This is a genomic window from Rhodococcus sp. MS13 (genome assembly GCF_013277835.1).
GTDB lineage: Bacteria > Actinomycetota > Actinomycetes > Mycobacteriales > Mycobacteriaceae > Rhodococcus_F > Rhodococcus_F erythropolis.
Genome location: NZ_VBTL01000009.1, coordinates 318,938 through 343,333 on the forward strand (window position 1 = coordinate 318,938; position 24,396 = coordinate 343,333).

The following is a 24,396-nucleotide window of genomic DNA, read 5'->3' on the forward strand; positions in this document are numbered from 1 at the left end:
CTACTTCGTTTCACGAACATGAATGTGGCCTCCGACCCGCTGCGGGTGGAGGCCACATTCCGTGAGCCCGACGGCGCGCCTGAGTGCGCGGCGCACTATCGAGTGAAACCCTCGAGGGGATGAGTTCTTTGATTGATGGCACCCGGTCCCGTCCCACGTCCTCACGACCCGGACGTGGTCGTACTGGCGGCGGCCGCGTCGGCGGCGGTCGCCCGGCACCGAACCCGGACCTGGCGCGCAAGCTGCTGACGGTCGCCTTCCGGCCGTCGGGTCTGACGATGCTGCTGATCGCGGCTGTCGTTGTGGTCACCTTGGTATCGGCGAGCAGCGACCTGACCGGAACCTTCGGCGCCATTGCCACCACATGGTTGGTCATCCACCAGGTGCCGGCGACTATCAGCGGCGTCCAACTCGGTGTACTGCCATTGCTTCCGACGGCCGTCATGATGTGGGTGGTTGCACGCCGATGCGCGTCGACTGCGGTGCACACCGACTCCCGTGACGACACCCTCCGCCTGGTGGGGGCCGCGGTGGCCGGACCGTTGACTATCACGGCAATCGCTCTCGCCGTGGTCGCCGACGCCTCCGCAGCCATTCCGCTGTCGAGCCCCAACACGTTGGCCGCTTTCGGCTGGGTCGCCGGGATTCACCTGATCGCCGCGTCCGTCGGTGTTGCTGCTGCGCACTGGGATCGCGTCGTCGCCGAGATTCCGCCGTGGGCATCTGCCGCTCTTCGACCGGCAACGGCTGCGTCGGCAGCGCTGTTGGCTGCGGGCGCCGTGGCCGTCGTGGTGTCACTACTCGTGTCGTGGTCGACGGTCGGTGACCTACTCGCGCGCGGCAACGGGTTTGTCGGCGTACTGGGATTGACGGTGTTGTCGCTGCTCTACCTGCCGAACCTCGTGGTCGGCGCAGCCGCGGTGATGACGGGATCGACGGCCGATTTCGGCAATGTCTCCATCAGTGTGTTCGGCAACATCGGCGGTGACCTGCCACCCTTGCCCCTTCTCGGAGCGATTCCGGAAGGCGTCGCCGGTGGAATCTGGCCCGTGTTGTTGATCGTTCCGGCAGCGGTGGGCATGATGCTCGGCCGTGATTGCGCTCGACGCATCGCCGGGCAGGACAGCGTGCTCGCAGTGCTGACGGCAGCTGCTGGTGCCGGCGTCGTCATGGCGCTGCTCGCTCTTGCTGCCGGGGGAGACCTCGGGCAGTTCGGCACCGTCGAGGTGCTGTGGTGGGGCTTCGGTCTTCTGACTTTTGCGTGGCTGGGATTGTTCGGAACCGTCTCGGCGCTGTTCGCGATGTGGTTCTCACACCGCGGACACATGAAGGACGAGGTTGCGCCCCCGACGGCTGAACCGGCTCGAACAGTCGAGCCCGAACTTGCGATCACGGCTGCGGCCACACCGGAAGACGAGGACGACGAGAATACGGGCGAAGTGCTGGCCCAGGAATCTGCGGTCGTTGTCACCAAGGTCGTCGAAGCGGAAATCGTCGAGGAATCAGGCGAACCCGTGCAGGTAGTGACAGAGGAAACCGTCGAGATCGAAGTAGTCGACGCCGAGGTTGTCGCGGCACCCGAGGCGGACCCCACAGCCGACTCCGCAGCCGGGGCCGAGCCGGAGACCGACCTGCCCTCGAAGCCGCAGAAGTCCAGCGACTAGGCTGTCATGCGGCCGATACTCCGGCCGCATCATCTTCCAGTTCTCAGGAGTAGTGCGCTGACTGCCTCGGCCGACAATCCGCAGCCGACAATGCCCGACGGGGTCCAATTTCGCGACTCGATCGCGCGGGTAGTCGTACTCGCTTCCGGCGCGGGAACCCTGCTGACTTCGCTGATCGAGGCTTCGCACGCCGAGGGATACCCGGCCGAGATCGTTGCCGTCGGGGTAGATCGTGACTGCCTCGCCGCCGAGCACGCTGCGGATTCGAAGATCCCGTCCTTCAAAGTCTCGATCAAGACTTATGAAAATCGTGCCGCCTGGGACGAGGCGTTGACAGCAGCGGTGGCCGAGCACGAACCCGATCTCGTGGTCAGTGCAGGCTTCATGAAAATCCTCGGCCCCAGCTTTCTCGCGCGTTTCGGCGGCCGAATCATCAACACTCATCCCGCGTTGCTGCCTGCCTTTCCCGGCGCGCACGCGGTTCCCGACGCTCTGGCGTACGGCGTGAAGGTCACCGGTTCCACGGTGCATCTCGTCGACGGCGGAGTTGATACCGGGCCGATCTTGGCGCAGGAAGCTGTGCCGGTGCATGACGACGACACCGAGTCTTCGTTGCATGAACGCATCAAAATTGTGGAGCGACGGTTGTTGGCGGACGTCATCGCCGCTGTTGCTACGCGCGGAGTGGTTTCCGATGGACGAAAGGCCGTGATCCCCAGTGAGTGAACGCAAGGCTGTGCGCCGTGCACTTGTCAGCGTCTACGACAAGAGTGGTCTGATCGAGCTGGCCACGGGCCTGCACGAGGCCGGTGTCGAGTTGGTCTCGACCGGTTCGACCGCGTCGAAGATTGCCGACGCCGGAATCCCCGTGACGCCGGTCGAGGCGCTGACCGGATTCCCGGAATGCCTCGAAGGCCGCGTGAAGACGCTGCATCCGCGCGTCCATGCCGGCGTTCTCGCCGATACCCGCAAGCCGGATCACCTCGCTCAGCTCGAGGAACTCGGCATCGCGACCTTCGAATTGGTCGTCGTGAACCTGTACCCCTTCACCGAGACGGTTGCCTCGGGCGCTAGCCCGGACGAGTGCGTCGAGCAGATCGACATCGGCGGCCCGTCGATGGTGCGTGCTGCAGCCAAGAACCATCCGTCGGTTGCCGTCGTGGTCGATCCGGCTCGTTACGCCGATGTCCTGACTGCCGTTGCCGGTGGCGGATTCACCTTGCGTGAGCGCACTGTGCTTGCGGCGCAGGCGTTCCAGCACACTGCGTCGTACGACGTCGCTGTTGCAAGCTGGATGACGAGCACGATCGCAGCTGACGAGGACGGTTCGCTGTTCCCGGCCTGGGTCGGTGCTACCTGGAACCGCAGCGCTGTCCTTCGCTACGGCGAGAACCCGCACCAGGACGCTGCGTTGTACGAAAACCCGGCTGCGCCTGCAGGTTTGGCTCAGGCGGAGCAGTTGCACGGCAAGGAGATGTCGTACAACAACTACACGGACTCCGACGCAGCGTGGCGTGCAGCGTACGACTTCACTGATCCGGCCGTCGCAATCATCAAGCACGCCAACCCGTGTGGCATCGCCATCGGGACCGACATTGCCGACGCCCACCGCAAGGCGCATGCTTGCGATCCGGTCAGTGCTTTCGGTGGTGTCATCGCAGCCAACCGTGAGGTCACCGTCGAACTGGCAGAGCAGATCGCCGATATCTTCACCGAGGTTGTCATCGCGCCCTCGTACGAAGACGGGGCTGTCGAGGTTCTGCAGCGTAAGAAGAACATTCGTGTTCTGAAGGCTGCGGCTCCGACCGCTACCGGAATCGAACTGCGTCCGATCTCTGGCGGTACCTTGCTCCAGCAGCGCGACGTTCTGGACGCTGACGGCGACAACCCGGCCAACTGGACTCTCGCCAACGGTGAGGCTGCAGATGCCGAGACTCTCGCTGACCTCGAATTTGCTTGGCGTGCCAGCCGATCGGTGAAGTCAAACGCGATCCTGCTGGCCTCCGGCGGCGCGTCCGTCGGCGTCGGTATGGGCCAGGTCAACCGCGTCGATGCAGCGCATCTTGCTGTTCAGCGAGCCGGTGACCGCGTCGTAGGGTCGGTTGCGGCCTCGGACGCGTTCTTCCCGTTCCCCGACGGTCTGCAGGTTCTTCTCAACGCCGGCGTCAAGGCTGTTGTGCAGCCGGGTGGTTCGGTTCGCGACAACGAGGTGATTGCCGCAGCCAAGGAAGCCGGTGTCACTCTTTATCTGACCGGTGCGCGCCACTTCGCGCACTGACTTTCTGCTTCGGTAGCGGGCCTCGACTCCTCAACGGGAGTTCGGGGCCCGTTCTGCTTTCAGGCTGCCCGTTCTTTCAGGCTGCGCTGCTGTGGGTGCCCTGGAGTTCGCGGGGTGAGCCGGTGATGACGACGCGTGAGGCTCCGCGACTGCGGATCTCGCTGATCAGTGCGCCGAGGGTGGCTTCGTGGGCAGCATCGGAGTGCGAAAGATCCAGGGTGACGGCGTATCCGGTGAGGTCACCCGGCAGATCGACATACGGCGGCGCGATGGACAGTTGGTTGACTCGAAGTTTCATGTGGTGCTCCTGCGTGTGAAAGGTAAAAGAAAAGGCACCCGAGGCGTTTGCCCTGGGTGCCCGAGAACGAATCCGGTGAAACTGGGGATCATTCTCGGGGTACACCGCGCTTGTTGCCCATGTGCTTGGCCGACATTGCGGCCGAAAAAATGTGCTTGCCTGCGGTGCAGCTGCGCCACGAAGGTACGGATGCAAAGTTCGGGTGTAGCGACATGACGTCCGTTCCTTTCTGTGTGGCGTTGCTGGTTAATGGATGACCGTACAGCACGGATCGAGGGTTCGCACCAATAAAAAGCGCCGCGAACGTAAACTCCGGGTGACTTTTGTCCCCGGGTTCGCTGGATTGAGAGAGCCTTTGTTGCAGGTCGGGCGTAGAAAGCAGAAGTCCCTCCGCGATGGTTCGCGGAGGGAACTTTCTACCCGAAAAAGAGGACGTTCGGTCTGTACGTGATCAGGAGAACGAGCGGACCCACGCTGTGAAGGGCTCCGCGAACTCTGCCGAGTACGGAAGCGGAGCGACGTAGTCGGCCCCGGTGGACTGTTCTTCGCCGATGTCCTTGAGTACGAAGTTGGCGTTGCGCATCCGCACTGAAGTCAGCGCGGTATGTGAGAGCGCGGCGTCGAGTGCCGCGACGTCGGAGGGAATTACTTGGATGTCCTTGTCCGAGCAGCTGGTGAGAACGGGCATGCCTGCCGGTAGTGCCGCTACGAGCGCAACTGGGTCCAGTGCGTCTTCCTCGGCGAGTGCCTTGGCATTGGCGTGAACGAGTCCCGCGTTCTGCAGCGGTTCGGGTAGATCATCCGGAACTGTGCCCTCGGATCGAAGAGACTCGACGGCGTCGGCGAGCGCGACGCGCAGTTCGTCAGCCAGTTCGACCGGCAACTGTCCGGCGCCGACGACGGCGTCGAGCTGGCGGTGAATCTGCGTCGTGAGTAGATCGAGAAGCCGGACACTCAGTGGCTCGAGCAGTGCGAGGGCGCTGACTCTTGTGCCCTCTTTCGCGGTGGCAAGTGCCAGCGCGACGACGGCGCCGTCGCTGTGTCCGACGACGAACAGTCGCTCGGGATCGACGCCGGGTTGTCCGGCGAGGTAGTCAAGTCCGTCGGAGGCGGCGTCGACGAATGTGTTGAAGCCGAGATCGGCGATGTCCTCGATCTCGTAGTCGCCGAGGGCGGTTTCGCCGCTGCCGAGCTTGTCGTAACGCAGGCTTGAAATGCCTTGATTTTCAAGAAGATCCGCGATGAACCGCAGAGTTCCGATGTCGCCTTCGAGGAGTGCGCTGTCGCCGTTTCGGTCGGTGGGGCCGCTGCCGGCCAGAATCAGCGCGGCCGGCGCCGGGGAGTCGGGTGAGGCTGCCAGGCGAAGACTCCCGTACAGGGTGACGTCGCCGGATTGGAACGAGATCTCGGTGTCGGACATGACGACTTGTCTACCAGGTCCGCAGGTTCAGGTGGTGCGCAGACTCTGGACACGTCGCCATCCGCGCCAGCTGAACCACAAGAGTGCGGCGAGCAGCGGAATGATCAGGAGCGGCAAGATCATCGCGATCAAGGAGGTGAAGAAAGTCAGCACATCCTCGATGACGGAGACGACGGGATTCGCCAGTCCACCGGTAGTGGCCGTACTGACCGCGCGAGTGCCGGTCTGGGCGGCGCTGAATGTCAGCGCCGTCGGCGCTCCGACGATGATGCCCGCCAACGCGGCCATCGCAGGGTCGAGATGGCTGAAGGCCGCCCAGGCCGCGATCACTCCGGCGATGGGTCCGGTGACGTTCCCGATCACCGAGAATGCGTTGTCCACGAAGGGAATGAGGTCGGCACCCAGTTCGACCACCGCGGCTATTGCCAATGCCACCAGCGCTCCGGTGGATCCGACCCACCGCATCGACTCGCCGACGGTGATTCCGAACAGTTCGAAGTGGACGGCAGCGCTGAGCATCAGCAACGGCAGGAAGGTTCGCATTCCGGACGCTGCGGCGAGTCCGAGACCGAGCATGGCGGGCAACACCCAGGTATCCATGGGTGGAGTTTAGGTCTACTGTGCGCCTTTATTAACCGCCGGCGGTTAATAAAGGCGCACAGCAAAGTCTCGGAAAGGACCTTTCATGGCGACAAACCCGCAGCCGATGTTCTTCCTCAACCTGCCCGTCAAGGACCTCGGCAAGGCCACCACCTTCTACGAGGGCCTCGGATACTCCAAGAACACGCAGTTCTCCGACGAGAATGCGTCGTCGATGGTCATCAGTGACACCATCGTCGTGATGCTGTTGGCCGAGCCCTTCTTCAAGACCTTCACCACCAAGGGCATTGCCGACACCTCGACGTCGACGGAAGCGCTGCTCGGTCTCTCGGCCGAGACCCGTGAGGCCGTCGACACCCTCGTCGACAAGGCGCTCGCGACCGGCGGTTCCGAAGGTAACGCGACGCAGGATCACGGCTTCATGTACAGCCGCAGCTTCCAGGATCCCGACGGCCACATCTGGGAAATCATCTGGATGAATCCCGAGAACATCGAGGGCTGAGCGACCGAACTTCCTCGGCGAGAGGCGAAACCCCGCAAACACTCGTAGCGTGGAGTGGTGACTGTCGCAAAAACCCTCGGAGAGCTACGCGCCTCCGGACACGTACAGCGAAGTGTCAAGGAAGAACTACGAGAGAACCTTCTCGCCGCGTTGCGGGACGGCCGTGACCCCTGGCCCGGGATAGTCGGGTTCGAGGACACGGTCGCCCCGCAACTCGAGCGGGCGCTGATCGCCGGCCACGACGTGGTTCTGCTCGGCGAACGCGGTCAAGGAAAGACGAGGTTGCTTCGCACCCTCGGGCTCCTGCTCGACGAGTGGACGCCCGTCATCGAAGGCTCGGAACTGGGGGAGCACCCGTACGAGCCGATCACACCGGCTTCGATACGTCGAGCCAAGGAACTGGGTGACGACCTCCCGATCGCCTGGCGACACCGCAGCGAGCGGTACTCCGAGAAACTGGCAACGCCGGACACCTCGGTCGCCGACCTGATCGGCGACGTCGACCCGGTCAAGGTGGCCGAGGGTAGGAGCCTCGGCGATCCGGAGACCATTCACTTCGGTCTCGTGCCCCGCGCGCATCGCGGAATCGTGGCCATCAACGAGCTTCCCGACCTCGCCGAGCGCATCCAGGTCTCCTTGCTCAACGTGATGGAAGAGCGGGACATCCAGGTCCGCGGATACACGCTTCGGCTTCCGTTGGACGTCCTTCTGGTCGCGAGCGCAAATCCTGAGGACTACACCAACCGCGGGCGCATCATCACACCGCTCAAGGACCGCTTCGGCGCCGAAATCCGCACTCACTACCCCGTCGAGTTGGCGGGCGAGATCGCGGTGATCGAGCAGGAGGCGCACCTGGCCGCGGAGGTGCCTGACTACCTTCTCGAAATTCTTGCCAGGTTCACGCGCTTGCTACGCGAATCCACCTCGGTGGATCAGCGATCGGGTGTGTCGGCACGATTTGCCGTCGCCGGCGCGGAAACCGTCAGTGCAGCGGCGGTACGACGCGCGGCGGTGCTCGGCGAGGCCGATCCTGTTGCACGGCCCGTCGATCTCGAGTCCGTGGTCGAGGTTCTTCGCGGCAAGGTCGAATTCGAATCCGGTGAAGAGGGACGGGAACTGGAGGTGCTCGAGCACCTGCTGCGTCGCGCGACCGCCGATACGGTTCGGGTACGACTCGGCGGAATCGACCTCGGGATGTTGGTTGCTGCTGTGGAGACGGGCAATACGATCGTCACCGGTGAATCTGTCACGGCCAAGGCGTTTCTCGACGAGCTTCCGGACCTCGAGGTCCTGGACGAAGTAGCCGAACGCCTCGGCGCGCAATCCGACGGCGAGCGTGCCGCCGGTGCCGAACTTGCCCTCGAAGGGCTTTACCTCGCGCGCCGGATCTCCAAAGATCAAGGCCCGGGCGGCCGCTCGGTGTATTCGTAAGGGGCAGTGATGATCCACAATCCGCGGTACGGGCCGTACGACGGTGGTCCCGATCCGCTGGCGCCTCCGGTAGATCTGCGCGATGCCTTGGCAGCAATCGGCGACGACGTGTTGTCAGGCACGTCGCCGCGCCATGCCCTCCGGGAACTCCTGCGCCGCGGAAACCGAGACATGCGCGGGCTCGACGACCTTGCTGCCCAGGCGAACCGGCGTCGACGTGAGCTGCTACGCCGCAACAATCTCGACGGAACGCTCGACGAGGTTCGTAAGCTTCTCGACAAGGCGGTGCTCGAAGAGCGCAAAGAACTGGCACGTGCTCTCGACGACGACGCACGATTCAACGAAATGCGGATCGAGGAGTTGCCACCGTCCACAGCTCAGGCCGTGCAAGATCTGGCCGACTACAACTGGCGCAGCGAACAGGCTCGCGCGGATTACGAGAAGATTCGTGATCTGCTCGGACGTGAGGTCCTCGATCAACGCTTCTCGGGAATGAAGCAGGCACTCGAGGGCGCTACCGACGAGGATCGTGAGCAGATTCGCCAGATGCTGGCAGATCTGAATCAACTGCTCGATGCGCACTCTCGGGGCGTCGACACTCCGGAGCAGTTTGCGGAGTTCATGGACAAGCACGGGCAGTATTTCCCGGACAACCCGCGCAACGTCGACGAACTTCTGGATTCGTTGGCGCAGCGCGCGGCGGCCGCACAACGATTGCGTAACTCGCTCTCGCAGGAGCAGCGTGACGAGTTGGATGCGTTGGCGCAGCAGGCGTTCGGCGATCCGAGCCTGATGAGTGAGCTGAGTCAACTCGACCAGTTCCTTCAGGCGGCTCGGCCGGGTGAGGACTGGGAAGGTTCGCAACAGTTCCGCGGCGACAACGGAATGGGGTTGGGTGAGGGGACCGGTGCCCTGCAGGACATCGCCGAGCTGGAATCGCTGGCAGATCAACTGTCGCAGCAGTATGCCGGCGCAGCGCTCGACGACATCGACCCCGAGCTACTTGCGCGGCAACTCGGCGACGAAGCCGCCGCTGATGCTCGCACCCTGGCCGATCTCGAAAAGGCTTTGCAGGAAGAGGGTTTCTTCGATCGCGCACCAGACGGTCAATGGCGCTTGTCGCCCAAAGCCATGCGACAGCTCGGACAGACCGCTCTGCGTGACGTCGCCGGGCAACTGTCGTCGCGAACCGGTCAACGCGATACGCGTCGGGCAGGTGCGATGGGCGAACCGACCGGAGCTTCCCGCGAATGGGAGTTCGGGGACACCGAACCGTGGGACGTCACGAGAACCATCACCAACGCCGTCCTACGTGACCCGGGCCGAATGCCGGTGCGGCTGAGCGTCGTCGATGTGGAGGTGGCCGAAACCGAGCAGCGTAGTCAGGCTGCTGTGGCTCTGTTGGTGGACACGTCGTTCTCGATGGTGATGGAGGATCGCTGGGTGCCGATGAAGCGCACCGCTCTGGCACTCAATCATCTGGTGAGCACGCGGTTTCGCAGCGACGAGCTGCAGTTGATCGCCTTCGGACGCCACGCGCACGTACTGAGCCCGTCGGAGCTCGCCGGTTTGGACGGCGCGTGGGACCAGGGAACCAACCTGCACCACGCACTGTTGTTGGCGGCCAGACACCTTCGACGCCATTCCAATGCGCAGCCGGTGGTATTGATCGTCACGGACGGTGAGCCGACGGCTCATCTCGAAGCGGACGGAGAAGCCAGGTTCGACTACCCGCCGAGTGCGCGAACCCTCGGTTTGACGGTTCGAGCACTCGACGCCGTGGCCAGGCTGGGCGCCAAGGTCACGTTCTTCCGCCTCGGTGAGGATCCAGGTCTGGCCAGGGTGGTCGACCGGATGGCGCACCGGGTGGGTGGACGCGTCATCGCACCGGACCTGGACGGCCTCGGCGCAGCCGTCGTGAGTGACTACATGCGAGGTCGCCGTTAATTCTGCCGCCGTCAGTCTTGTTCAGCGGGCTGGTGCTGGGTGATGCAGTGGATGCCGCCGCCACGTTCGAACAACGGTCTGGCGTCGACGGTGACGACAGTGCGTCCGGGGTAAGCGGCTGCCAGGATCCGGGCCGCTTCGGCGTCGGCCGGGTCGTCGAAGCTGCAGGCGATCACTCCACGATTGACCACGAGGTGGTTGATGTAGCTGTAGTCGACGAATCCCTCGTCGTCGCGCAGGATTTCGGGAGCGGGTACCCGAATTACCTTCCACGGCCGGCCGCCGACATCCGTCGAGCTTTCGAACAACTCGATGATCGTCTTGCTGACGGCGTAGTCGGGGTGCACCGGATTGCGTTGGTCATGGACGAGTACCACTCCGGGGGAAGAGATGGCAGCGACGATGTCGACGTGTCCGCGCGTTCCGTAGGTCTCCTGATCGCGAGTCAACCCGCGGGGAAGCCAGATCACGTGCTTGGCGCCGATGGTGCGGGCGAGTTCGGCCTCGATGTCGGCCTTCGTCAGGTCGGGGTTTCGTCCCGGATCGAGTTGGACGGTTTCGGTGACCAAGACGGTGCCGAGACCGTCGACCTGAATACCGCCGCCCTCGTTGACGATTGGTGAGTCGATCAACTGGGCACCGGATTGTTCGACGACAAATGCGCCGATCTTCGAGTCCTTGTCCCACTGCGTCCACTCCTGTGCGCCCCAGCCGTTGAACACCCAGTCGACTCCGCCGAGACGGCCTTCGTCGGACAGGACGAACGTCGGCCCGATGTCGCGCATCCACGCGTCGTTGAGAGGCGCCTCGACGATGTCGACCTTCTCGGACAGATACTTTCGTGCTTCTTCGACTTCGGCGGGATCGACGACGACGGTGACCGGCTCGAATTCGGCGACGGCGTGGGCGACGGCCGCCCACGTCGAGCGCGCTTCGTGCTGTTCCTCGGCGGTGCCGCCGAGGGAGTATCCGGCGCTGGGGTACGCCATCCAGGTGCGTTCGTGCGGTTCACTTTCCGCGGGCATTCGCCAGGTCATCGGTTGGCTCCCACAGTGTTCACCGGTGCGGTCAGAGCCGAGTAGGTGTCGGGTCGGCGAGTGGCCAGGAACGGGAACAGTGCAAGCCAGTCTTCACGTTGCCGAAGATCGAGATCGGCGACCAGCACTGCTGATTCGTCGCGGGGAGCCTGAACGAGGATGCGTCCGTACGGATCCGAGATGAAGGAAGAACCGTAGAAGGTGATGAGACCTTCACTGCCGTGGCGATTGGGAACAACCATGAAGGTGCCGTTGGCAATACCGTTTCCGACGATCACCTGCTGCCACAGCGGTTGGGTGTCGAAGTTCGGATGATCGGGCTCGGAGCCGATCGCCGTCGGGTACACCAGAACCTGGGCGCCGGCGAGGGAGTATGCACGTGCGACCTCCGGGAACCACTCGTCCCAGCATGTCGGGAGGCCGAACTTCGCGCCGAGTGCCTCGTGGACGGGGTATGCGTCCTGCGCCGGACCGCCGCGGAAGTACGTGTCCTCGTAGTATCCGGCCGTCACCGGAATGTGGAGCTTGCGGGTTCTGGCGAGAAGCTCACCTTCGGGCGAGACGAGGATCGCGGTGTTGAATCCCAGTCCGTCCTCGGCCTCACTGCGCTCGTACAGCGATGCGTGGACGAGGACCTGGTTCGCGGCGGCGGCTTTGGCGGCGAAGGCGAGAGTGGGTCCGGTGAGCAGGTCTTCCGCTTCGCGTCCGGGATTGTCGCCGGCCGGGGTGGAGGCGGGGTAGCGGCTGAGCGTCAGCTCCGGAAGAAAGACCACGGAAGCGCCCAGCTTCGCTGCGGACGCAATGCCCTCGCTCAATTCGGTGTAGAGGTCGTCTTGGTCCTCGTGCCAGCGATGTTGCACGAGACCTACACGCAGAGGTGTGGACGTGGACGGCGTAGTCGCGGCCAGAGACTCGGGTGGGGTGAGGGCGGTGATCGTCAGCATGGGGTTTCCTCGGTGCTCGGGTATTCGACGTTCAACGTAAAACGAATGTGATTCGTTAAGTATGGTGGGTGAGCGCTGATTGATCAAGGACTTTCGAGGAATTGTTTTTTGCGGCGCCCCGAACGGTGTGGATCACTACAGGAGGACATATGCCGCGGCCATCGCAACGACTGCTCTCACCGGCGATCATCACCGAGGCAGCGATCGAGTCGGTGGACGAATCCGGCGACTTCACCATGCCGGGACTCGCCGCACGACTGAAGGTGCGACCGTCGTCGCTCTACAACCACGTTTCCGGACGGGCCGAGATCGTCGAACTGATGAGGGCTCAGCTGATGGCGGGAATCGACGTGGAGTCGGCCTCGGGATCCTGGAGCGAGACCGTCTCTGCGCTGGCAGCCGAGTACCGGCGAAGCTACGCAGCACATCCTCGCCTGATTCCGCTCTTCACCGCCCAGACGGTGCAGGCCGGTGTGGCGTTCACCCTGTACAACGCGTTGGCGCAGGCATTCGCCGATGGTGGCTTCGACCCGGCTCAAACGCTGCACGCAATCACAACCGTCGACAGTTTTGTTCTCGGTTCGGCGTTGGATCTGGCGGCGCCGGATGTCCAGTGGGCATCGGGGCCCGAGGCCAACGACGCGATGAAGGCGGCGTTGGCAACATCCGGGAAAAATCCCGAACGTGCCGACGCCGCCTTCGAATTCGGCTTGCGCGTATTGATGGCGGGCCTGATCGCTCAGGCCCCCGAACCTACTGTCTCCTAAGACACGCTGAGGTCGTTCTCGTCGCGCAGAGCCTCTGTGTCGCGGTTGAGGGTTTTGCCCTCGAAGAACTCGGGATTGCGCACTCGCATGACCATCATCAGTACCGCGCCGAGGATGAGGATTCCGAAGCCGAGGAAGAAGACCAGGCCGATTCCGCCGATGGATGCTCCGCTGGCGTTGTCCGGATTCATACTCTCCTGAACCGAAATGACGAACACCGCAAGCAGCATGAGACCACCGATGAGTGGGAACGCGAGCCGGAAGACGAAGTTTCGTACGCTCTCGAAGAGCGTCTTGCGGAAGTACCACACGCACGCGAATGCCGTGATGCCGTAGTACCAGCAGATCATGATACCGAGGGCGGCGATTGTGTCGAGCAGCGCACTTTCGGAGAGGAACGTGACGACGCTGTAGAACACTGCCGTCACCGCGCCGGCCACGACGGTGGCGTACGACGGCACCAGGAACCGAGGCGAGACCTCGGCGAGCTTCTTGGGGAAAGCTCCGTATGCGCCCATGGCGAGCATGGTTCGGGCGGCGGGCAGGAACGTGGTCTGCAGGCTCGCAACGGAAGACACGAAGACTGCGAGGAAGAGGAGCATTCCGCCCCAGTTGCCCAGGACCGGGTCGGCCAGAGCGCCGAAGACGTTCTCGGAGTTGTCGGGATTGCCGAGGCCGAGGCCTTCCTCACCGACGCCGGCGTACATCATCGCGGCAACGGCGACCAGCAGGTAGGTCAGGAGAATGGTTGCGACACAGAGCAAACCGGCGCGGCCCGGGGTCTTCTTGGGGTTCTTCGACTCCTCGCCCAGCGTGAGACAGGTATCCCAGCCCCAGAACGCGAAGATCGATCCGGTGAGTCCGATGACAAACGCACCGATGGCGAGTCCGCTGAACGGGTTGAACCAACTCAGGTCGAAGGACAATCCGGCCGGGGCATCGCCGGCGCCAACGTGAACCAGTGCAACGACGGCGAAGACGACCAGCAGCACCATCTGGAAGCCGACGAGTGCGAACTGCACGCGCTCGCTGGTAGTGATTCCTCTACTCGCTATCCATGTGGCCAGGGCGATGAAGACGAGTGTGGTGCCGACATTGACAAATTTGTTGCCCGGCAGATCGGCGATCGACGGATTGTCGACCACTCGCGCGATGAACAGATAGAAGAAGTCGACGGCAATGGCAGCAAGGTTCGAGAGCACGATGATGGTGGCGATCACCATGCCCCAGCCGCACATCCAACCGACGTACGGCCCGAATGCCTTGGTGGACCAAGTGAATGACGCGCCGCAGTCAGGTGTGTCGGAGTTCAGCTCGCGGTACGCGTACGCGGTGAGGAACATCGGGATGAAGCCGGCGATGAAGATGGCGGGCATCTTGAGGCCGACCGCTGCGACGATCAATCCGATGCTGGCGGTCAGGGTGTAACCCGGTGCCACGGAGGAGATTCCGAGTACTGCGCCTGAGATCATGCCGATCTTGCCGGTGGCGAGGCCTTTGGAACTCAGTTCGGTGCTGGTCATGACAGTGCCTCCGGCTGGGTGAATTCGTGCTTGGGCACTACGACCATGGGAACGGGCAGCACGCGCAGCATCTTGGCGGCGGTGGAGCCCAGGAAGAGTTTTCGGGGCTGCGCGAGACGGCTGGAACCGACCATCACGAGGTCGCCGTCCTGCCAGTCCAGTTGACGCACTGCCGATTCCACTGTTGAACCGTCGGCGATGATGACCTCGATGGGGAACTCGGCGGGGAGCGCCGCTCTTGCGATGTCAAGCGTGTCCTGAGCGTGATTTCGTGCACGCTCCCTGGCGGACTCGGCGGTGTCGCGGTGATCGCGCAGATCGTTCTGGGGGTCGAGTGCCACGAGCGAGACCAGTCGCAGCGGAACCTGCATCAGTTCACTGGTACGTACGGCGGTGTTCAAGACGACGTCGGCGCCGACGCGGGTACCGAGCGCGCAGGTGACCTCTCGTATTGCGGTAGCCGCCGAATGCCGCGTTCCCCGAGGCGCCAGTGCTACCGGGACGTGGGCGGAGTGCAGCAGTTCGGTCGAGACCGAACCTATCGCGTGACGGCCGAGCAGACCGTCGCCGGAAGCTCCCACCACGATCGCCAGCGCGCTCAGTCGATCAACCTCGTCGAGCAGGCCCTGAGCAAACGACTCGTGGAAGCTCAGGTGTACTTCCACCTGGATGTCCTCGGGCACCGATGCTTTCGCCTCGGCGAGCCAGTCGTGTGCACGTGCGGCGAGAATGTCGTCGTAGCAGGCTTCCGAGGGAACCTTGGCCGGCAGTGTCCGATCCGGTGGGAGGACCATGCAGATGTCGAGTTGCGCGCCGAGACTGCGCGCGAGCTGGGCCCCGAGGACCAGCCCGTCTTTACCGCTGGGTGTGGCGAGGTATCCGACGATAAGGCGCATGGTGGCTCTTTTCCGGATTGGAGGAATCTGCTGTGCGCCTTTATTAACCGCGGGGGGTTAATAAAGGCGCACAGCAAGAGGGGCGGCAACTCAGTCGTGCGAGCTCATGACGTGCTTGAGACGGGTGTAGTCCTCGACTCCGTATGCCGAGAGATCTTTGCCGTAGCCGGAGTACTTGAAGCCGCCGTGCGGCATCTCGGCAACGAGCGGGATGTGGCAGTTGATCCACACCGCACCGAAGTCGAGAGCGGCGGAGACGCGTTGCGTGACACCGTGATCCTTGGTCCAGATGCTCGAGGCCAGGCCGAACCGAACGTCGTTGGCAAGCGTGATCGCCTCCTTCTCGTCGGAGAAGCTCTGGACGGTGAGGATGGGACCGAAAGTCTCTTCCTGCACGATGTCGTCTGATTGCGCGACGCCGGTGATGACGGTCGGCTCGAAGAAGAATCCGGTTTCGCCCGAACGCTTTCCGCCGGTAACGATCTTGGCCGACGCCGGCAGGTTCGCGATCTTGTCGCTCACGGCGTTGAAGTGGTTGATGTTGTTGAGCGGGCCGTAGAAAGCGTCAGGATCGGAAGGCGCGCCGGGGCGCAGCTTCTCGGCGTTCCGGACGAGGGCTTCGACGAGCTGATCGTGGATGGACTCGTGAACGATCACGCGAGTGGCCGCGGTGCAATCCTGGCCACCGTTGAAGAACGCTGCCTCGGCGATGCCGGTGGCGGTCTTCTCGATGTCGACGTCGCCGAAGACGATCGCCGGCGCTTTGCCGCCCAGTTCGAGGTGCGCGCGCTTGAGTTGCTGCGCTGCGGACACGGCGACAGCGATGCCCGCCCGCACCGAACCGGTGATCGAGACGAGACCGAGGGCCGGGTTCTCCACCAACGTCGCGCCGGTTCCGCCGTTGCCGAGCACGACGTTGAACACGCCGTCCGGCAGGATGCCCTTCGAGAGCTTCGCCAGGACCAGCGTGCTGCCTGGTGTGGTGTCGCTGGGCTTGAGGACGATCGTGTTGCCGGCTGCGAGGGCGGGCCCGATCTTCCACAGCGCCATCATGAACGGGTAGTTCCACGGAGTGACCTGACCGACGACGCCGATCGGCTCACGACGGACGTAGGAGGTGAAACCCTCCATGTACTCTCCGGCCGCCTTGCCCTCGAGAAGTCGTGCGGCTCCGGCGAAGAACCGCATCTGATCGGCTCCGACCTTGACCTCTTCGTCGGCGATCATCTGGTGGGCCTGGCCGGTGTTGGCGCTTTCGGCTGCGACGATTTCGTCGCTGTGCGCTTCGATGGCGTCGGCGAGTTTGAGGAGTGCGGCCTGCCGCACGCTTGGTGTCGTCTTACCCCAGGTCTCGAATGCGCGCTGTGCTGCTTCGACGGCGGCGTCGACGTCTTCCTTGGTGGAGACCGGCGTACGCCCGACCACACTCTCGTCCACGGGGTTGATCAGGTCGAGTGTTTCCGTCGCGGCCGAGGCGACGAATTCACCGTTGATGTAGTTCTCGAGTACGACGATCGACATCGGTACCGGTTCCTCTCGAGGTCGAACGAGTTCCGGCCGAGGTGATCAGCACGGAACTCGCACTTTGTGGGGCGTGTGTGAGCAAGTGTGCGCTGACTCACAAGTAAAGGCAGCTGCCAAAAAGGTGAAATCTTTGATCCCCGACGCGCCGAGTTGTACAGTCCTGCCCATGACGATCGCTGTGCGGTGGATGTTGGCGCAGCCGGATCTCGCGCTGGAACTCAAAGGTGGGGCGCAGGGTGTCGGTCGCGAAATCACATTTGCGCACGCCACGGAGCTGCTCGACCCGTTTCGATGGTTGACCGGCGGCGAATTCATCCTCACCACCGGCATCCGATTGCCGTCCACTCAGCAAAAGCGCGGCCGCTATCTCCGGATGCTCGATGCGGCGGGTGTAGCGGCGGTGGGATTCGGAACCGGGCTCTCGTACCCCGAGGTCCCGGCCGATCTGGTGGCCGTCGCCGACGAGATCGGACTCCCGCTGATCGAGGTGCCGCTGCCGACGCCGTTTGCTGCCGTCGTCAAGCGCGTTATGAGCCGGTTGGCAGAGCAGGAATATGAAGCTGTCCTCCGGGCGTCGCGGGCGCAACCGCGGATGACGCGTGCCGTCATTTCCGGCGGAACTGCCGCAACCGTGCGTGAACTGGCGATCGCAACCTCGGCGACGGTGCTTCTTCTCGACGTCGCCGGACGAGTTCTCGAGAGCTCACCTCAACTGCCGACGGACGACGTGATCGACGAACTGCGAGCAACTCTCGGGGGCGGCGCATCCAGCAGCGTGACGCTTGCAAGGTCTGGAGCGTCGATCGCGGTGCAGCAGATCAGCGTCGGGCGAACGCCGTACGGATACCTGGCGGTGATCAGTGCTTCGGCGCTCAGCTACGTCGATCAGATACTGCTCGGTCACGCGAACTCGTTGCTGGCGTTGGACTTCGAGAAACCTGCGCGCTTGCGCGCCACTCAGGATCAGTTGAATTCGCATGCCCTCGGGCTGCTGCTCACCGAAGACCGCGACCCGGCACCGGCGTGGCAACAGATCCGGCAGGCCGCCGACGGCGAGGGAATGATCCGAGGATTGACAGTTCGTGCCGACACGTCCGACGTGGCGGGACGCGTCGGAATCGAGATTGCCGAGTTCATGAACAAGGCAGGGCGGCAGTTGTTTTCGCGGATCAACGACACTCGCGTCACAGTGCTGCTGCGTGGAACCGACGACGTCGAGTTCGCCCGAGAGCTACTGGGCGGGGTATCGAGGTCGGATCTTCGCGCGCTTCGAGTCGGCTTGAGCGCGCGGCGGGTGGTCGCAGCGCTGGCGGTCGCCGTCGAACAGTCCCAGCTGTGTGCGTCTGCGGCGGAAATCGGTGGCGAGCCTTTGGAATTCGCGGCGCTGACCGGAAGTGTGCTGCTGTCTTTCGATTCGACGCGTGAAGTGCTCAACACGCTGGCGGAAACGATGATCACACCGATCGAGGACTACGACCGTGACAACGGCACCGAACTGCTGGCGTCGCTGCGGGCATTCCTCGAGGCCAACGGGCACTGGGAAGCGGCAGCCATCACGATGGGCGTCCACCGGCACACGCTGCGAAGCCGAATGGCGAAGGTGGAGAGCTTGATCGACTGTCGACTCGAGGTAGCGAGAGTTCGTGCGGAACTGCTGCTCTCGATCATTGCCCGGCAGTCGTGACTGCCGGGCAATGATCGAGACTTGGCAAAGTGGCCGTCAGGCCTTGCTGCGGGCGATGATGTCGGCGGCGGTTCGCTGCCCCATCCGGACAGCACCGTCGACGTGCTGGTACCCCTCGGCCGCGATGTCGGAGCACGAGAAGTGGATCGGGCCGACGGGTGTGCGGGAATCCGCGCCGTATCGGTGCAGGCCACCGAGGTCGAAGCTGGCCGCGTACGCACCGCGGGTCCATTCCTCCGAGCCCCAGTCGGATTCGTAGTACACAACCGGTTCTTCGGCCTTCGGGCCCAGGTAGCGGGCAAGTGAGGCCAGAATCGTGGCCTTACGCTCCTTGACGGAAAGCTCGAACATCGCGTCGGCCTTCTCGTCGGAGACGAAAGCGACCAGGGTGCCGCGATCGTCCTCGTGGTTGGTGTTGTCGTACACCTCCTGCACTACCTCGGACGCGCCGAAGCCGGTGCCGGAGAGGCCGGCTTCGCGCCAGAAAGGCGTCTCGTACACCGCGTGCACCTTGATGACGAGGCCGAGGGACTGGTGTTGGTGCATCTGGTGCTGACGACGCGGCAGCGGGGGATCGTACGAGATCCGGGAGTAGAGGTTGGGCGGTACAGCCAGGATCACTCGGCTTGCCTCGACGCGAACATCGCCGTCCGCCAACACCGTTGCACCGGATTCGTTCCACTTCACCGTTCGCACGGGTGCGTTGAGGAAGACGTCGTCACCGAGGGCCTCCGCCATGCGGATCGATACCTGCTGCATTCCGCCGATCACTCGCTTGTCGAGGATGAAGTCCTCGTCGACGAGGTGGGAGAACGAGCCTGCGGAAGCGGCCATGAGTACGGCCTGCAGGGCAGAGAACGAGTGGGCGGGCTTGGTGAGCATGCCACCGGCGATGAAGAGGCCGATGTTGTCACGTGCCTCGGCGTCGTCGGACTGATTGATCAGCCACTGCTTGAAGGAGACTGTGTCGAGATCGCGGGCGAGGGGATGTGCCCACGGTTCCTCGGCGCCGATCTGTGCTGCGAGATCGTCCATCTCGTCGATGAGACGGTCCATCTCCTTCTTCGTGGTGTCGTTCGTGGGGAAGGAATCACCCGTGTACTGCGTCCGCTCACCTGCCGACGAGATGTAGACGGACTCGCCCTCGCGGTAGCGCTCGAAAGTTTTCAGGCCGAGTTCGTCGAGCAAGGAGATCAGCGCGGTCTGGTCGGGGGAGACCCACTGGCCGCCGATTTCCAGAACTGCTCCGTCGATGGTGTCGGTCCACGTGCGGCCGCCGACGCGGTCGCGCGCTTCGATCACAGCGACGGTCAAACCGGCCTTGCGCAGCGCGGTTGCAGCTGCCAGGCCAGAGGGGCCGGCGCCGACGATTGCAACGTCTCTCTGGAGAGTAGGCACTTTGCGAGCTCCTTCATGTTGAGCACCGCTCGAGTCGAAAGCTGCCGACGAGCGAGTGAACGGGTGTCGGTTTTCAGTCTGTCCCGACGAGACGCACACCACACCTGACGAAACGGAGTGTTCGATCGGTGATCTTGTGCCGTTTAGGCGCGGCTAGCCGTTGATGACGTGGCGATCGCCGAGCGGTCGGCTCAGCGGAACGTCCAGGCTGCCGAACACGGCAACCAAGATGCACATCTTGTCCGCGGCCTCCGGCAATGCTCCGGTTCGGAGCGTGACGATCACCGTCGTATCAGTCTCTTCGACGGTTGCGTACGCGCCGTAGCACTCCGGAGTGCCGGTCACGAAGTGGACTGCCACCGTGTGATCGTCGACCTCGGACCACGATTCGAACATGGTGGCCGTCGCACCCACGATGTCGGTGCGGCTGTCGAACTCCGTGCCCATCTCGCTGTCGTCGACCTCGTCGGGAACGGGGGTTCCGAGCGACCAGTCGGCGGGACTTGCTTCGTTGGCCGCCATCGGATTCGGCGCGGCAACCGGCCCCGTTGTCTGGGCCCCGACGGAGCATCCGGCCACAGCAAGGCAGGCCAGAACGGCGAGGGTTAGTACACGCATGAATCCACCGTAACCCTGCTCAAGCGAGTAGCGCCGTGACCAGCGCAATCGCCGGTATCGACGCCAAAGTGGTGACAAAGGCGCTGTCTCGGGCGAGGACCATTCCGCGCCGATATCGGCTTGCATAGATGAAGACGTTCTGAGCCGTCGGCAACGTCGAGACGACCACTATGGCGAACAACTGATGGCCGTCGATGCCGAGGAGGAAGTGCGCCATCAGGTAAGCCAGCACCGGTTGGACGACGATCTTGAGGGTCGACGCAAGCGCGACGTCGCGGCGCGGACTGGAGCCCTTCTCGAGCACTCGTACGCCGTACAACGAGAGCCCGAATGCCAGCAGTGCGCCGGGGACCGACGTGGCGCCGATCAATTCGAAAGGCTGCATCAAGGGTCTCGGCGGTACCCAACCGATCAACGCCACGATCAACCCTGCAGCGCCCGCGAGCACGATCGGATTCTTGAACGGAGCGGTGACAGTGTCGATCAGTGACAGTTTTTCGGCTTCGCCCCGCAATGCCGTGAGATCGAGGATCGTCAAGGCGATCGGGGAGTACACGACGATCTGGAAGAGCAGGAGCGGCGCGACGAACGTGGCATCGCCGAGCACGAACACCGCGATCGGTATTCCGAGGTTGGCCGAATTCACATACGACGCCGACAGCGCGCCGATAGTCAGTTCGGGCAGCGGCCGGTTGAGCCAGATCTTTGCAACGACGACGTACAGAGCGCCGACGGCAAAGGCAGTAGCCGACGCAACCGCGAGCGTCGGCGAGAAGATCACCGACAGATCGGACGACGCGAGGGTGGTGAACAGCAGGGCAGGCGTCGCGACGAAGAAGACGAGTCGACCGAGAACGAACTGTCCTTGGCTACCGAGGGTGCCGAGACGGCCGAGCAGATACCCGACCGCGATGACAACAAAAATGACGGTGAAACCCGCAACAACTCCCGACACGCTGCGGGCACCTCTCGACTGGAATGAATAACTTCGGGAAATCTTAGTCCGGGCAACAAAAAGGCCGCGCAGCCGATTGACTGCGCGACCTCTTCGGTACTTCTACGTGTGACTACCGAGCACGTATGACTACCGTGCGGCGGTGAAGGGGAGCAACGCCATTTCGCGTGCGTTCTTCACTGCAACGGCGACCTGACGCTGCTGCTGCGGGGTCAGGCCCGTGACGCGACGGCTGCGGATCTTGCCGCGGTCCGAGATGAACGTGCGAAGCAAGTTGATGTCCTTGTAATCGACATGCGTGATCTTCGCTGCGAACAACGGGTTCTTCTTGGGCTTACGACCCTCTACGGGGCGTGGCTTCTTCGACGGTGAACGCTTGACTGCCATCCGACTTCCTTACCAGCTCGACTTGTGTACGCCAGGCAGTTCCCCACGGTGCGCCATTTCTCGCACGCGAATCCGGGAGAGCCCGAACTTCCGCAGGTGGCCGCGCGGACGTCCATCCGCAGCGTCTCGATTGCGCAATCGTACCGGACTGGCGTCGCGTGGTAGACGTTGCAGGGTCGCTTGGGCCTTCGCGCGCTCCTCGGGTGAGCTTTTCGGGGAGCGGATTGCCTCCTTGAGCGCCGATCGCTGCTCCGCGTATCGCTCGACGATGACCCGTCGCTGGTTGTTCTTGGCGATCTTGGACTTCTTGGCCATGCCTACTTCTCTTCTCGGAAATCGACGTGCTTGCGCACCACGGGGTCGTACTTCTTCAGTACGAGTCGATCGGGGTCGTTGCGACGGTTCTTGCGGGTCACGTACGTGTACCCGGTGCCCGCCGTGGACTTGAGTTTCACGATCGGGCGGATCTCGTTGCGTGCCATCTGCTCAGACCTTCTCGCCGCGCGCGCGGATCCGGGCGACGACGGATTCGATGCCGTCGCGGTCGATCGTCTTGATGCCCTTGGCCGAGAGGGTGAGCGTGATTCGACGACCCTCGCTGGGCAATACGTATGTCTTGCGCTGGATGTTCGGGTTCCAGCGACGATTCGAACGCTTGTGGGAGTGCGAGACGGATTTTCCGAACCCCGGCACACGTCCGGTCACTTGGCAGTGAGCCGACATGGGTGTTCCTTTCAACTTGCAGATGACAATCGTTTTCGACAATGCGGTGAGATCAATGTAGCGTTCAACCTCGGTAATGACAATCATTCCCAGAAAGGCCCGCTGTGAACACGATCCTGGACGGCAGGACTCCGCTGGTCCTGGTCGCCGGCATGAGCGAATCCACTCCACACACCGCACGAGCGTTGCTGCGAACCGGAACTGTTCTGGTTCACCACGACCTGAGCCACGTCCGTGAAGGGGTGGTCCGGCGGACGGTCACCTCGATGACCGGGGGCACCGGGTCTGCCGGCACGGTGTCCGAACGCGAGACGATCCTCGAGCTCGCGCACGGCTGCGTCTCCTGCACCCTGCGCGAAGACTTGCTGCCGCTGCTGCGTCGCCTTCACTCGCACAGTTCGGTCCAGCGGATCGTCTTGCTGCTTGACCGCCAACTCGAACCCGAAGCGCTGTGCTGGGCGATCGAGCATGTCGTCGTGACGGGCGTCGTCGGCCAATTGGACGGACCGGCGCAGCGTGACGTCCGCGTCGACGCTGTTGTGACGTGCATCGACGCCCAGACGTGGCTTGCCGACGCCACCGGCGACGAAGCTCTCGACGACGACCGCACCCTGGCTCAGGTCATCGTCGGGCAGGTCGACTTCGCCGACGGTCTCGTACTGCGCGGGTCCGATGGACTCGACGGCTGGCAGCGGTCCCGCTTGAACGCGGTTCTCGCGCGCATTGCTCCGCGGGTACCCGTCTTCGATGAGGGAGACGACATCGAGGCACTGCTCCTCGAGGTGCCTGCGGATGCGCGACGCGGTGAGCTGGCCGACGCTCACTCACCGCTGTTGCGTCGTCAGCCGCCGCTCGACGACGACGGCGGCGTGATGCTCGTCGAGTTCACCGCTAACCGGCCGTTCCACCCCGAGCGTCTGCACGAGGCGATCGACGTCCTGCTCGAAGGTGTCGTGTACTCCCGCGGGCGCGTCTGGGTGGCGACGCAACCGGGCGAAGCGCTCTGGCTCGAATCGGCGGGCGGTGGCCTGCGAGTTGCCAGCGCGGACACCTGGCTGGCCGCGATGACGCCGCAGCAACGCGAGCGCGTTCCAGCCGAGCGCCGTGCGCTCGCGGCCCTGAAATGGGAGGAGCGTTTCGGCGACCGTGACACCTCGATGGTCGTTCTGACGTGCGGTGCGAACCCGCTCGAGATCGACCGAACACTGCAGCACGCCCTGGTCACCGACGAGGAGTTGGCCGACGAAGCGTCGTGGACCACCTGGGAAGACCCGTTCGGAGAGTTCCACGAAGACCCGTGCGACGAATCCGAATCACCTTATGCCGAAACCGAATCAACGCGAGAGGGAAACGAATGAAGAAGCAGATGCACCCCGACTACCACCCCGTGGTGTTCCAGGACGCCAGCACCGGCAAGAGCTTCCTGACCCGGTCGACCGTGACGAGTGACCGCACCGTCGAATGGGAAGACGGCGGCACATACCCGCTGTTGGTCGTCGACGTCACGAGCGACTCTCACCCGTTCTGGACCGGAGCACAACGAGTGATGGACACCGCCGGACGCGTCGAGAAGTTCGAGCGTCGCTACGGAAAGCGCAAGGCACTCTGATGGCCGTTCCCAAGCGGAAAATGTCGCGTTCCAACACACGCAGTCGCCGTGCCCAGTGGAAGGCGACGGCGCCCGATCTGGTCGAGGTCACGGCCTTCGGCCAGACCCACCGGGTTCCTCGGCGACTGGTCAAAGCAGTTCGACTCGGGGTGATCGACCCGAGCCGCATCTGACCGTGCGATCCTTGGCCG

At 63.6% G+C, this 24,396-nt stretch carries 26 protein-coding genes; 11 read left to right on the forward strand and 15 right to left on the reverse strand.

The features are described 5' to 3' along the window. The first annotated feature begins 119 nt into the window (after positions 1-119). From FEZ59_RS18915 to purH, 3 genes are all read left to right on the forward strand, one after another. Entirely contained in the window at positions 120-1,664 is a 1,545-nt protein-coding gene (locus tag FEZ59_RS18915) for a DUF6350 family protein (RefSeq protein WP_172933031.1), read from the forward strand. A 90-nt stretch (positions 1,665-1,754) separates the two neighbouring features. Beyond that, complete coding sequence (gene purN, locus FEZ59_RS18920) at positions 1,755-2,390, forward strand: phosphoribosylglycinamide formyltransferase (protein ID WP_020908645.1); 636 nt, start codon at positions 1,755-1,757, stop codon at positions 2,388-2,390. Next, complete coding sequence (gene purH, locus FEZ59_RS18925; RefSeq protein ID WP_003946407.1) at positions 2,383-3,942, forward strand: bifunctional phosphoribosylaminoimidazolecarboxamide formyltransferase/IMP cyclohydrolase; 1,560 nt, start codon at positions 2,383-2,385, stop codon at positions 3,940-3,942. The genes purN and purH overlap by 8 nt, the downstream gene beginning before the upstream one ends. Positions 3,943-4,018: 76 nt before the next feature. Here purH and FEZ59_RS18930 read toward each other — a convergent pair whose 3' ends face one another. The 3 genes from FEZ59_RS18930 to FEZ59_RS18940 form a co-directional block, all read right to left on the reverse strand. Beyond that, entirely contained in the window at positions 4,019-4,240 is a 222-nt protein-coding gene (locus tag FEZ59_RS18930) for a hypothetical protein (RefSeq protein WP_003946391.1), read from the reverse strand. Positions 4,241-4,691: 451 nt separating this feature from the next. After that, positions 4,692-5,660: an alpha/beta fold hydrolase gene (locus FEZ59_RS18935; protein ID WP_029255933.1), complete on the reverse strand. Its 969-nt coding sequence runs from the start codon at positions 5,658-5,660 to the stop codon at positions 4,692-4,694. A gap of 27 nt (positions 5,661-5,687) precedes the next feature. Further along, positions 5,688-6,260: a DUF4126 domain-containing protein gene (locus FEZ59_RS18940; protein WP_172933032.1), complete on the reverse strand. Its 573-nt coding sequence runs from the start codon at positions 6,258-6,260 to the stop codon at positions 5,688-5,690. Positions 6,261-6,345: 85 nt separating this feature from the next. On the opposite strand from FEZ59_RS18940, the gene FEZ59_RS18945 reads away from it, so the two are divergent. Genes FEZ59_RS18945 through FEZ59_RS18955 form a run of 3 tightly spaced genes read left to right on the forward strand, consistent with a single transcriptional unit; the run spans position 6,346 to position 10,140 of the window. Further along, positions 6,346-6,762: a VOC family protein gene (locus FEZ59_RS18945; protein ID WP_019744746.1), complete on the forward strand. Its 417-nt coding sequence runs from the start codon at positions 6,346-6,348 to the stop codon at positions 6,760-6,762. 54 nt (positions 6,763-6,816) lie between these two features. After that, the gene (locus tag FEZ59_RS18950) at positions 6,817-8,193 is read left to right on the forward strand and encodes an ATP-binding protein (RefSeq protein ID WP_020908640.1); all 1,377 of its coding nucleotides are present in this window, start codon (positions 6,817-6,819) and stop codon (positions 8,191-8,193) included. A 9-nt stretch (positions 8,194-8,202) separates the two neighbouring features. Next, positions 8,203-10,140, forward strand: coding sequence for a VWA domain-containing protein (locus FEZ59_RS18955; RefSeq protein WP_172933033.1), 1,938 nt, complete (start codon positions 8,203-8,205; stop codon positions 10,138-10,140). Between the two features lie 11 nt (positions 10,141-10,151). Here FEZ59_RS18955 and FEZ59_RS18960 read toward each other — a convergent pair whose 3' ends face one another. After that, positions 10,152-11,177: an agmatine deiminase family protein gene (locus FEZ59_RS18960; RefSeq protein ID WP_172933034.1), complete on the reverse strand. Its 1,026-nt coding sequence runs from the start codon at positions 11,175-11,177 to the stop codon at positions 10,152-10,154. Further along, on the reverse strand, positions 11,174-12,121 hold the full coding sequence (locus FEZ59_RS18965) for a nitrilase-related carbon-nitrogen hydrolase (protein WP_029255930.1): 948 nt from the start codon (positions 12,119-12,121) through the stop codon (positions 11,174-11,176). Before FEZ59_RS18965 ends, FEZ59_RS18960 begins: the two co-directional genes overlap by 4 nt. A 149-nt stretch (positions 12,122-12,270) precedes the next feature. On the opposite strand from FEZ59_RS18965, the gene FEZ59_RS18970 reads away from it, so the two are divergent. Further along, positions 12,271-12,888 carry a TetR/AcrR family transcriptional regulator C-terminal domain-containing protein gene (locus FEZ59_RS18970; RefSeq protein ID WP_019744741.1) on the forward strand — a complete coding sequence of 206 codons (618 nt, stop codon included), beginning with the start codon at positions 12,271-12,273 and terminating at the stop codon, positions 12,886-12,888. On the opposite strand, the gene FEZ59_RS18975 is transcribed toward FEZ59_RS18970, so the two are convergent. The 3 genes from FEZ59_RS18975 to FEZ59_RS18985 all read right to left on the reverse strand — a co-directional run bounded on the left by FEZ59_RS18975 (position 12,885) and on the right by FEZ59_RS18985 (position 16,828). After that, positions 12,885-14,411: an APC family permease gene (locus FEZ59_RS18975; protein WP_007727566.1), complete on the reverse strand. Its 1,527-nt coding sequence runs from the start codon at positions 14,409-14,411 to the stop codon at positions 12,885-12,887. The two genes, FEZ59_RS18970 and FEZ59_RS18975, sit on opposite strands and share 4 nt — an antisense overlap. Further along, positions 14,408-15,307: a universal stress protein gene (locus tag FEZ59_RS18980; protein ID WP_172933035.1), complete on the reverse strand. Its 900-nt coding sequence runs from the start codon at positions 15,305-15,307 to the stop codon at positions 14,408-14,410. Before FEZ59_RS18980 ends, FEZ59_RS18975 begins: the two co-directional genes overlap by 4 nt. A 90-nt stretch (positions 15,308-15,397) precedes the next feature. After that, positions 15,398-16,828: a gamma-aminobutyraldehyde dehydrogenase gene (locus FEZ59_RS18985; protein WP_003946421.1), complete on the reverse strand. Its 1,431-nt coding sequence runs from the start codon at positions 16,826-16,828 to the stop codon at positions 15,398-15,400. 169 nt (positions 16,829-16,997) lie between these two features. Between FEZ59_RS18985 and FEZ59_RS18990 the strand changes: the two genes are divergently transcribed. After that, entirely contained in the window at positions 16,998-18,515 is a 1,518-nt protein-coding gene (locus FEZ59_RS18990; protein ID WP_019744738.1) for a PucR family transcriptional regulator, read from the forward strand. A 36-nt stretch (positions 18,516-18,551) separates the two neighbouring features. Here the strand turns inward: FEZ59_RS18990 and FEZ59_RS18995 are convergent, their stop codons facing one another. The 7 genes from FEZ59_RS18995 to rpmB all read right to left on the reverse strand — a co-directional run bounded on the left by FEZ59_RS18995 (position 18,552) and on the right by rpmB (position 22,596). After that, positions 18,552-19,913, reverse strand: coding sequence for an NAD(P)/FAD-dependent oxidoreductase (locus FEZ59_RS18995; protein WP_029536859.1), 1,362 nt, complete (start codon positions 19,911-19,913; stop codon positions 18,552-18,554). Between the two features lie 153 nt (positions 19,914-20,066). Further along, entirely contained in the window at positions 20,067-20,531 is a 465-nt protein-coding gene (locus FEZ59_RS19000; RefSeq protein WP_007727550.1) for a hypothetical protein, read from the reverse strand. 19 nt (positions 20,532-20,550) lie between these two features. After that, positions 20,551-21,486 (reverse strand): AEC family transporter, encoded by a 936-nt coding sequence (locus FEZ59_RS19005; protein WP_019744736.1) that lies wholly within the window; start codon positions 21,484-21,486, stop codon positions 20,551-20,553. Positions 21,487-21,615: 129 nt separating this feature from the next. Next, positions 21,616-21,873, reverse strand: a complete 258-nt coding sequence (gene rpsR, locus FEZ59_RS19010) for a 30S ribosomal protein S18 (protein ID WP_003946414.1) — start codon at positions 21,871-21,873, stop codon at positions 21,616-21,618. A gap of 9 nt (positions 21,874-21,882) precedes the next feature. Continuing rightward, positions 21,883-22,188, reverse strand: coding sequence for a 30S ribosomal protein S14 (rpsN, locus tag FEZ59_RS19015; protein ID WP_019744735.1), 306 nt, complete (start codon positions 22,186-22,188; stop codon positions 21,883-21,885). 2 nt (positions 22,189-22,190) lie between these two features. Further along, positions 22,191-22,355, reverse strand: a complete 165-nt coding sequence (gene rpmG / locus FEZ59_RS19020; protein ID WP_019744734.1) for a 50S ribosomal protein L33 — start codon at positions 22,353-22,355, stop codon at positions 22,191-22,193. Between the two features lie 4 nt (positions 22,356-22,359). Then, positions 22,360-22,596, reverse strand: a complete 237-nt coding sequence (rpmB, locus tag FEZ59_RS19025; RefSeq protein ID WP_172933036.1) for a 50S ribosomal protein L28 — start codon at positions 22,594-22,596, stop codon at positions 22,360-22,362. A 104-nt stretch (positions 22,597-22,700) separates the two neighbouring features. Between rpmB and FEZ59_RS19030 the strand changes: the two genes are divergently transcribed. Genes FEZ59_RS19030 through rpmF form a run of 3 tightly spaced genes read left to right on the forward strand, consistent with a single transcriptional unit; the run spans position 22,701 to position 24,378 of the window. After that, positions 22,701-23,954 carry a GTP-binding protein gene (locus FEZ59_RS19030; RefSeq protein ID WP_172933037.1) on the forward strand — a complete coding sequence of 418 codons (1,254 nt, stop codon included), beginning with the start codon at positions 22,701-22,703 and terminating at the stop codon, positions 23,952-23,954. Beyond that, positions 23,951-24,205: a type B 50S ribosomal protein L31 gene (locus tag FEZ59_RS19035; RefSeq protein ID WP_019744731.1), complete on the forward strand. Its 255-nt coding sequence runs from the start codon at positions 23,951-23,953 to the stop codon at positions 24,203-24,205. The genes FEZ59_RS19030 and FEZ59_RS19035 overlap by 4 nt, the downstream gene beginning before the upstream one ends. Next, positions 24,205-24,378, forward strand: a complete 174-nt coding sequence (rpmF, locus tag FEZ59_RS19040; protein WP_007727540.1) for a 50S ribosomal protein L32 — start codon at positions 24,205-24,207, stop codon at positions 24,376-24,378. The genes FEZ59_RS19035 and rpmF overlap by 1 nt, the downstream gene beginning before the upstream one ends. Positions 24,379-24,396 lie beyond the last annotated feature (18 nt).

Bases quoted from the DNA above. Each gene is read 5' to 3' on its own strand.
- FEZ59_RS18915 (WP_172933031.1), top strand. From the start codon at position 120: ATGAGTTCTTTGATTGATGGCACCCGGTCCCGTCCCACGTCCTCACGA.
- purN (WP_020908645.1), top strand. From the start codon at position 1,755: ATGCCCGACGGGGTCCAATTTCGCGACTCGATCGCGCGGGTAGTCGTA.
- FEZ59_RS18930 (WP_003946391.1), bottom strand. From the start codon at position 4,240: ATGAAACTTCGAGTCAACCAACTGTCCATCGCGCCGCCGTATGTCGAT.
- FEZ59_RS18935 (WP_029255933.1), bottom strand. From the start codon at position 5,660: ATGTCCGACACCGAGATCTCGTTCCAATCCGGCGACGTCACCCTGTAC.
- FEZ59_RS18940 (WP_172933032.1), bottom strand. From the start codon at position 6,260: ATGGATACCTGGGTGTTGCCCGCCATGCTCGGTCTCGGACTCGCCGCA.
- FEZ59_RS18945 (WP_019744746.1), top strand. From the start codon at position 6,346: ATGGCGACAAACCCGCAGCCGATGTTCTTCCTCAACCTGCCCGTCAAG.
- FEZ59_RS18955 (WP_172933033.1), top strand. From the start codon at position 8,203: ATGATCCACAATCCGCGGTACGGGCCGTACGACGGTGGTCCCGATCCG.
- FEZ59_RS18960 (WP_172933034.1), bottom strand. From the start codon at position 11,177: ATGACCTGGCGAATGCCCGCGGAAAGTGAACCGCACGAACGCACCTGG.
- FEZ59_RS18965 (WP_029255930.1), bottom strand. From the start codon at position 12,121: ATGCTGACGATCACCGCCCTCACCCCACCCGAGTCTCTGGCCGCGACT.
- FEZ59_RS18970 (WP_019744741.1), top strand. From the start codon at position 12,271: ATGCCGCGGCCATCGCAACGACTGCTCTCACCGGCGATCATCACCGAG.
- FEZ59_RS18975 (WP_007727566.1), bottom strand. From the start codon at position 14,411: ATGACCAGCACCGAACTGAGTTCCAAAGGCCTCGCCACCGGCAAGATC.
- FEZ59_RS18980 (WP_172933035.1), bottom strand. From the start codon at position 15,307: ATGCGCCTTATCGTCGGATACCTCGCCACACCCAGCGGTAAAGACGGG.
- FEZ59_RS18985 (WP_003946421.1), bottom strand. From the start codon at position 16,828: ATGTCGATCGTCGTACTCGAGAACTACATCAACGGTGAATTCGTCGCC.
- FEZ59_RS18990 (WP_019744738.1), top strand. From the start codon at position 16,998: ATGACGATCGCTGTGCGGTGGATGTTGGCGCAGCCGGATCTCGCGCTG.
- FEZ59_RS19000 (WP_007727550.1), bottom strand. From the start codon at position 20,531: ATGCGTGTACTAACCCTCGCCGTTCTGGCCTGCCTTGCTGTGGCCGGA.
- rpsR (WP_003946414.1), bottom strand. From the start codon at position 21,873: ATGGCAGTCAAGCGTTCACCGTCGAAGAAGCCACGCCCCGTAGAGGGT.
- rpsN (WP_019744735.1), bottom strand. From the start codon at position 22,188: ATGGCCAAGAAGTCCAAGATCGCCAAGAACAACCAGCGACGGGTCATC.
- rpmG (WP_019744734.1), bottom strand. From the start codon at position 22,355: ATGGCACGCAACGAGATCCGCCCGATCGTGAAACTCAAGTCCACGGCG.
- rpmB (WP_172933036.1), bottom strand. From the start codon at position 22,596: ATGTCGGCTCACTGCCAAGTGACCGGACGTGTGCCGGGGTTCGGAAAA.
- FEZ59_RS19035 (WP_019744731.1), top strand. From the start codon at position 23,951: ATGAAGAAGCAGATGCACCCCGACTACCACCCCGTGGTGTTCCAGGAC.
- rpmF (WP_007727540.1), top strand. From the start codon at position 24,205: ATGGCCGTTCCCAAGCGGAAAATGTCGCGTTCCAACACACGCAGTCGC.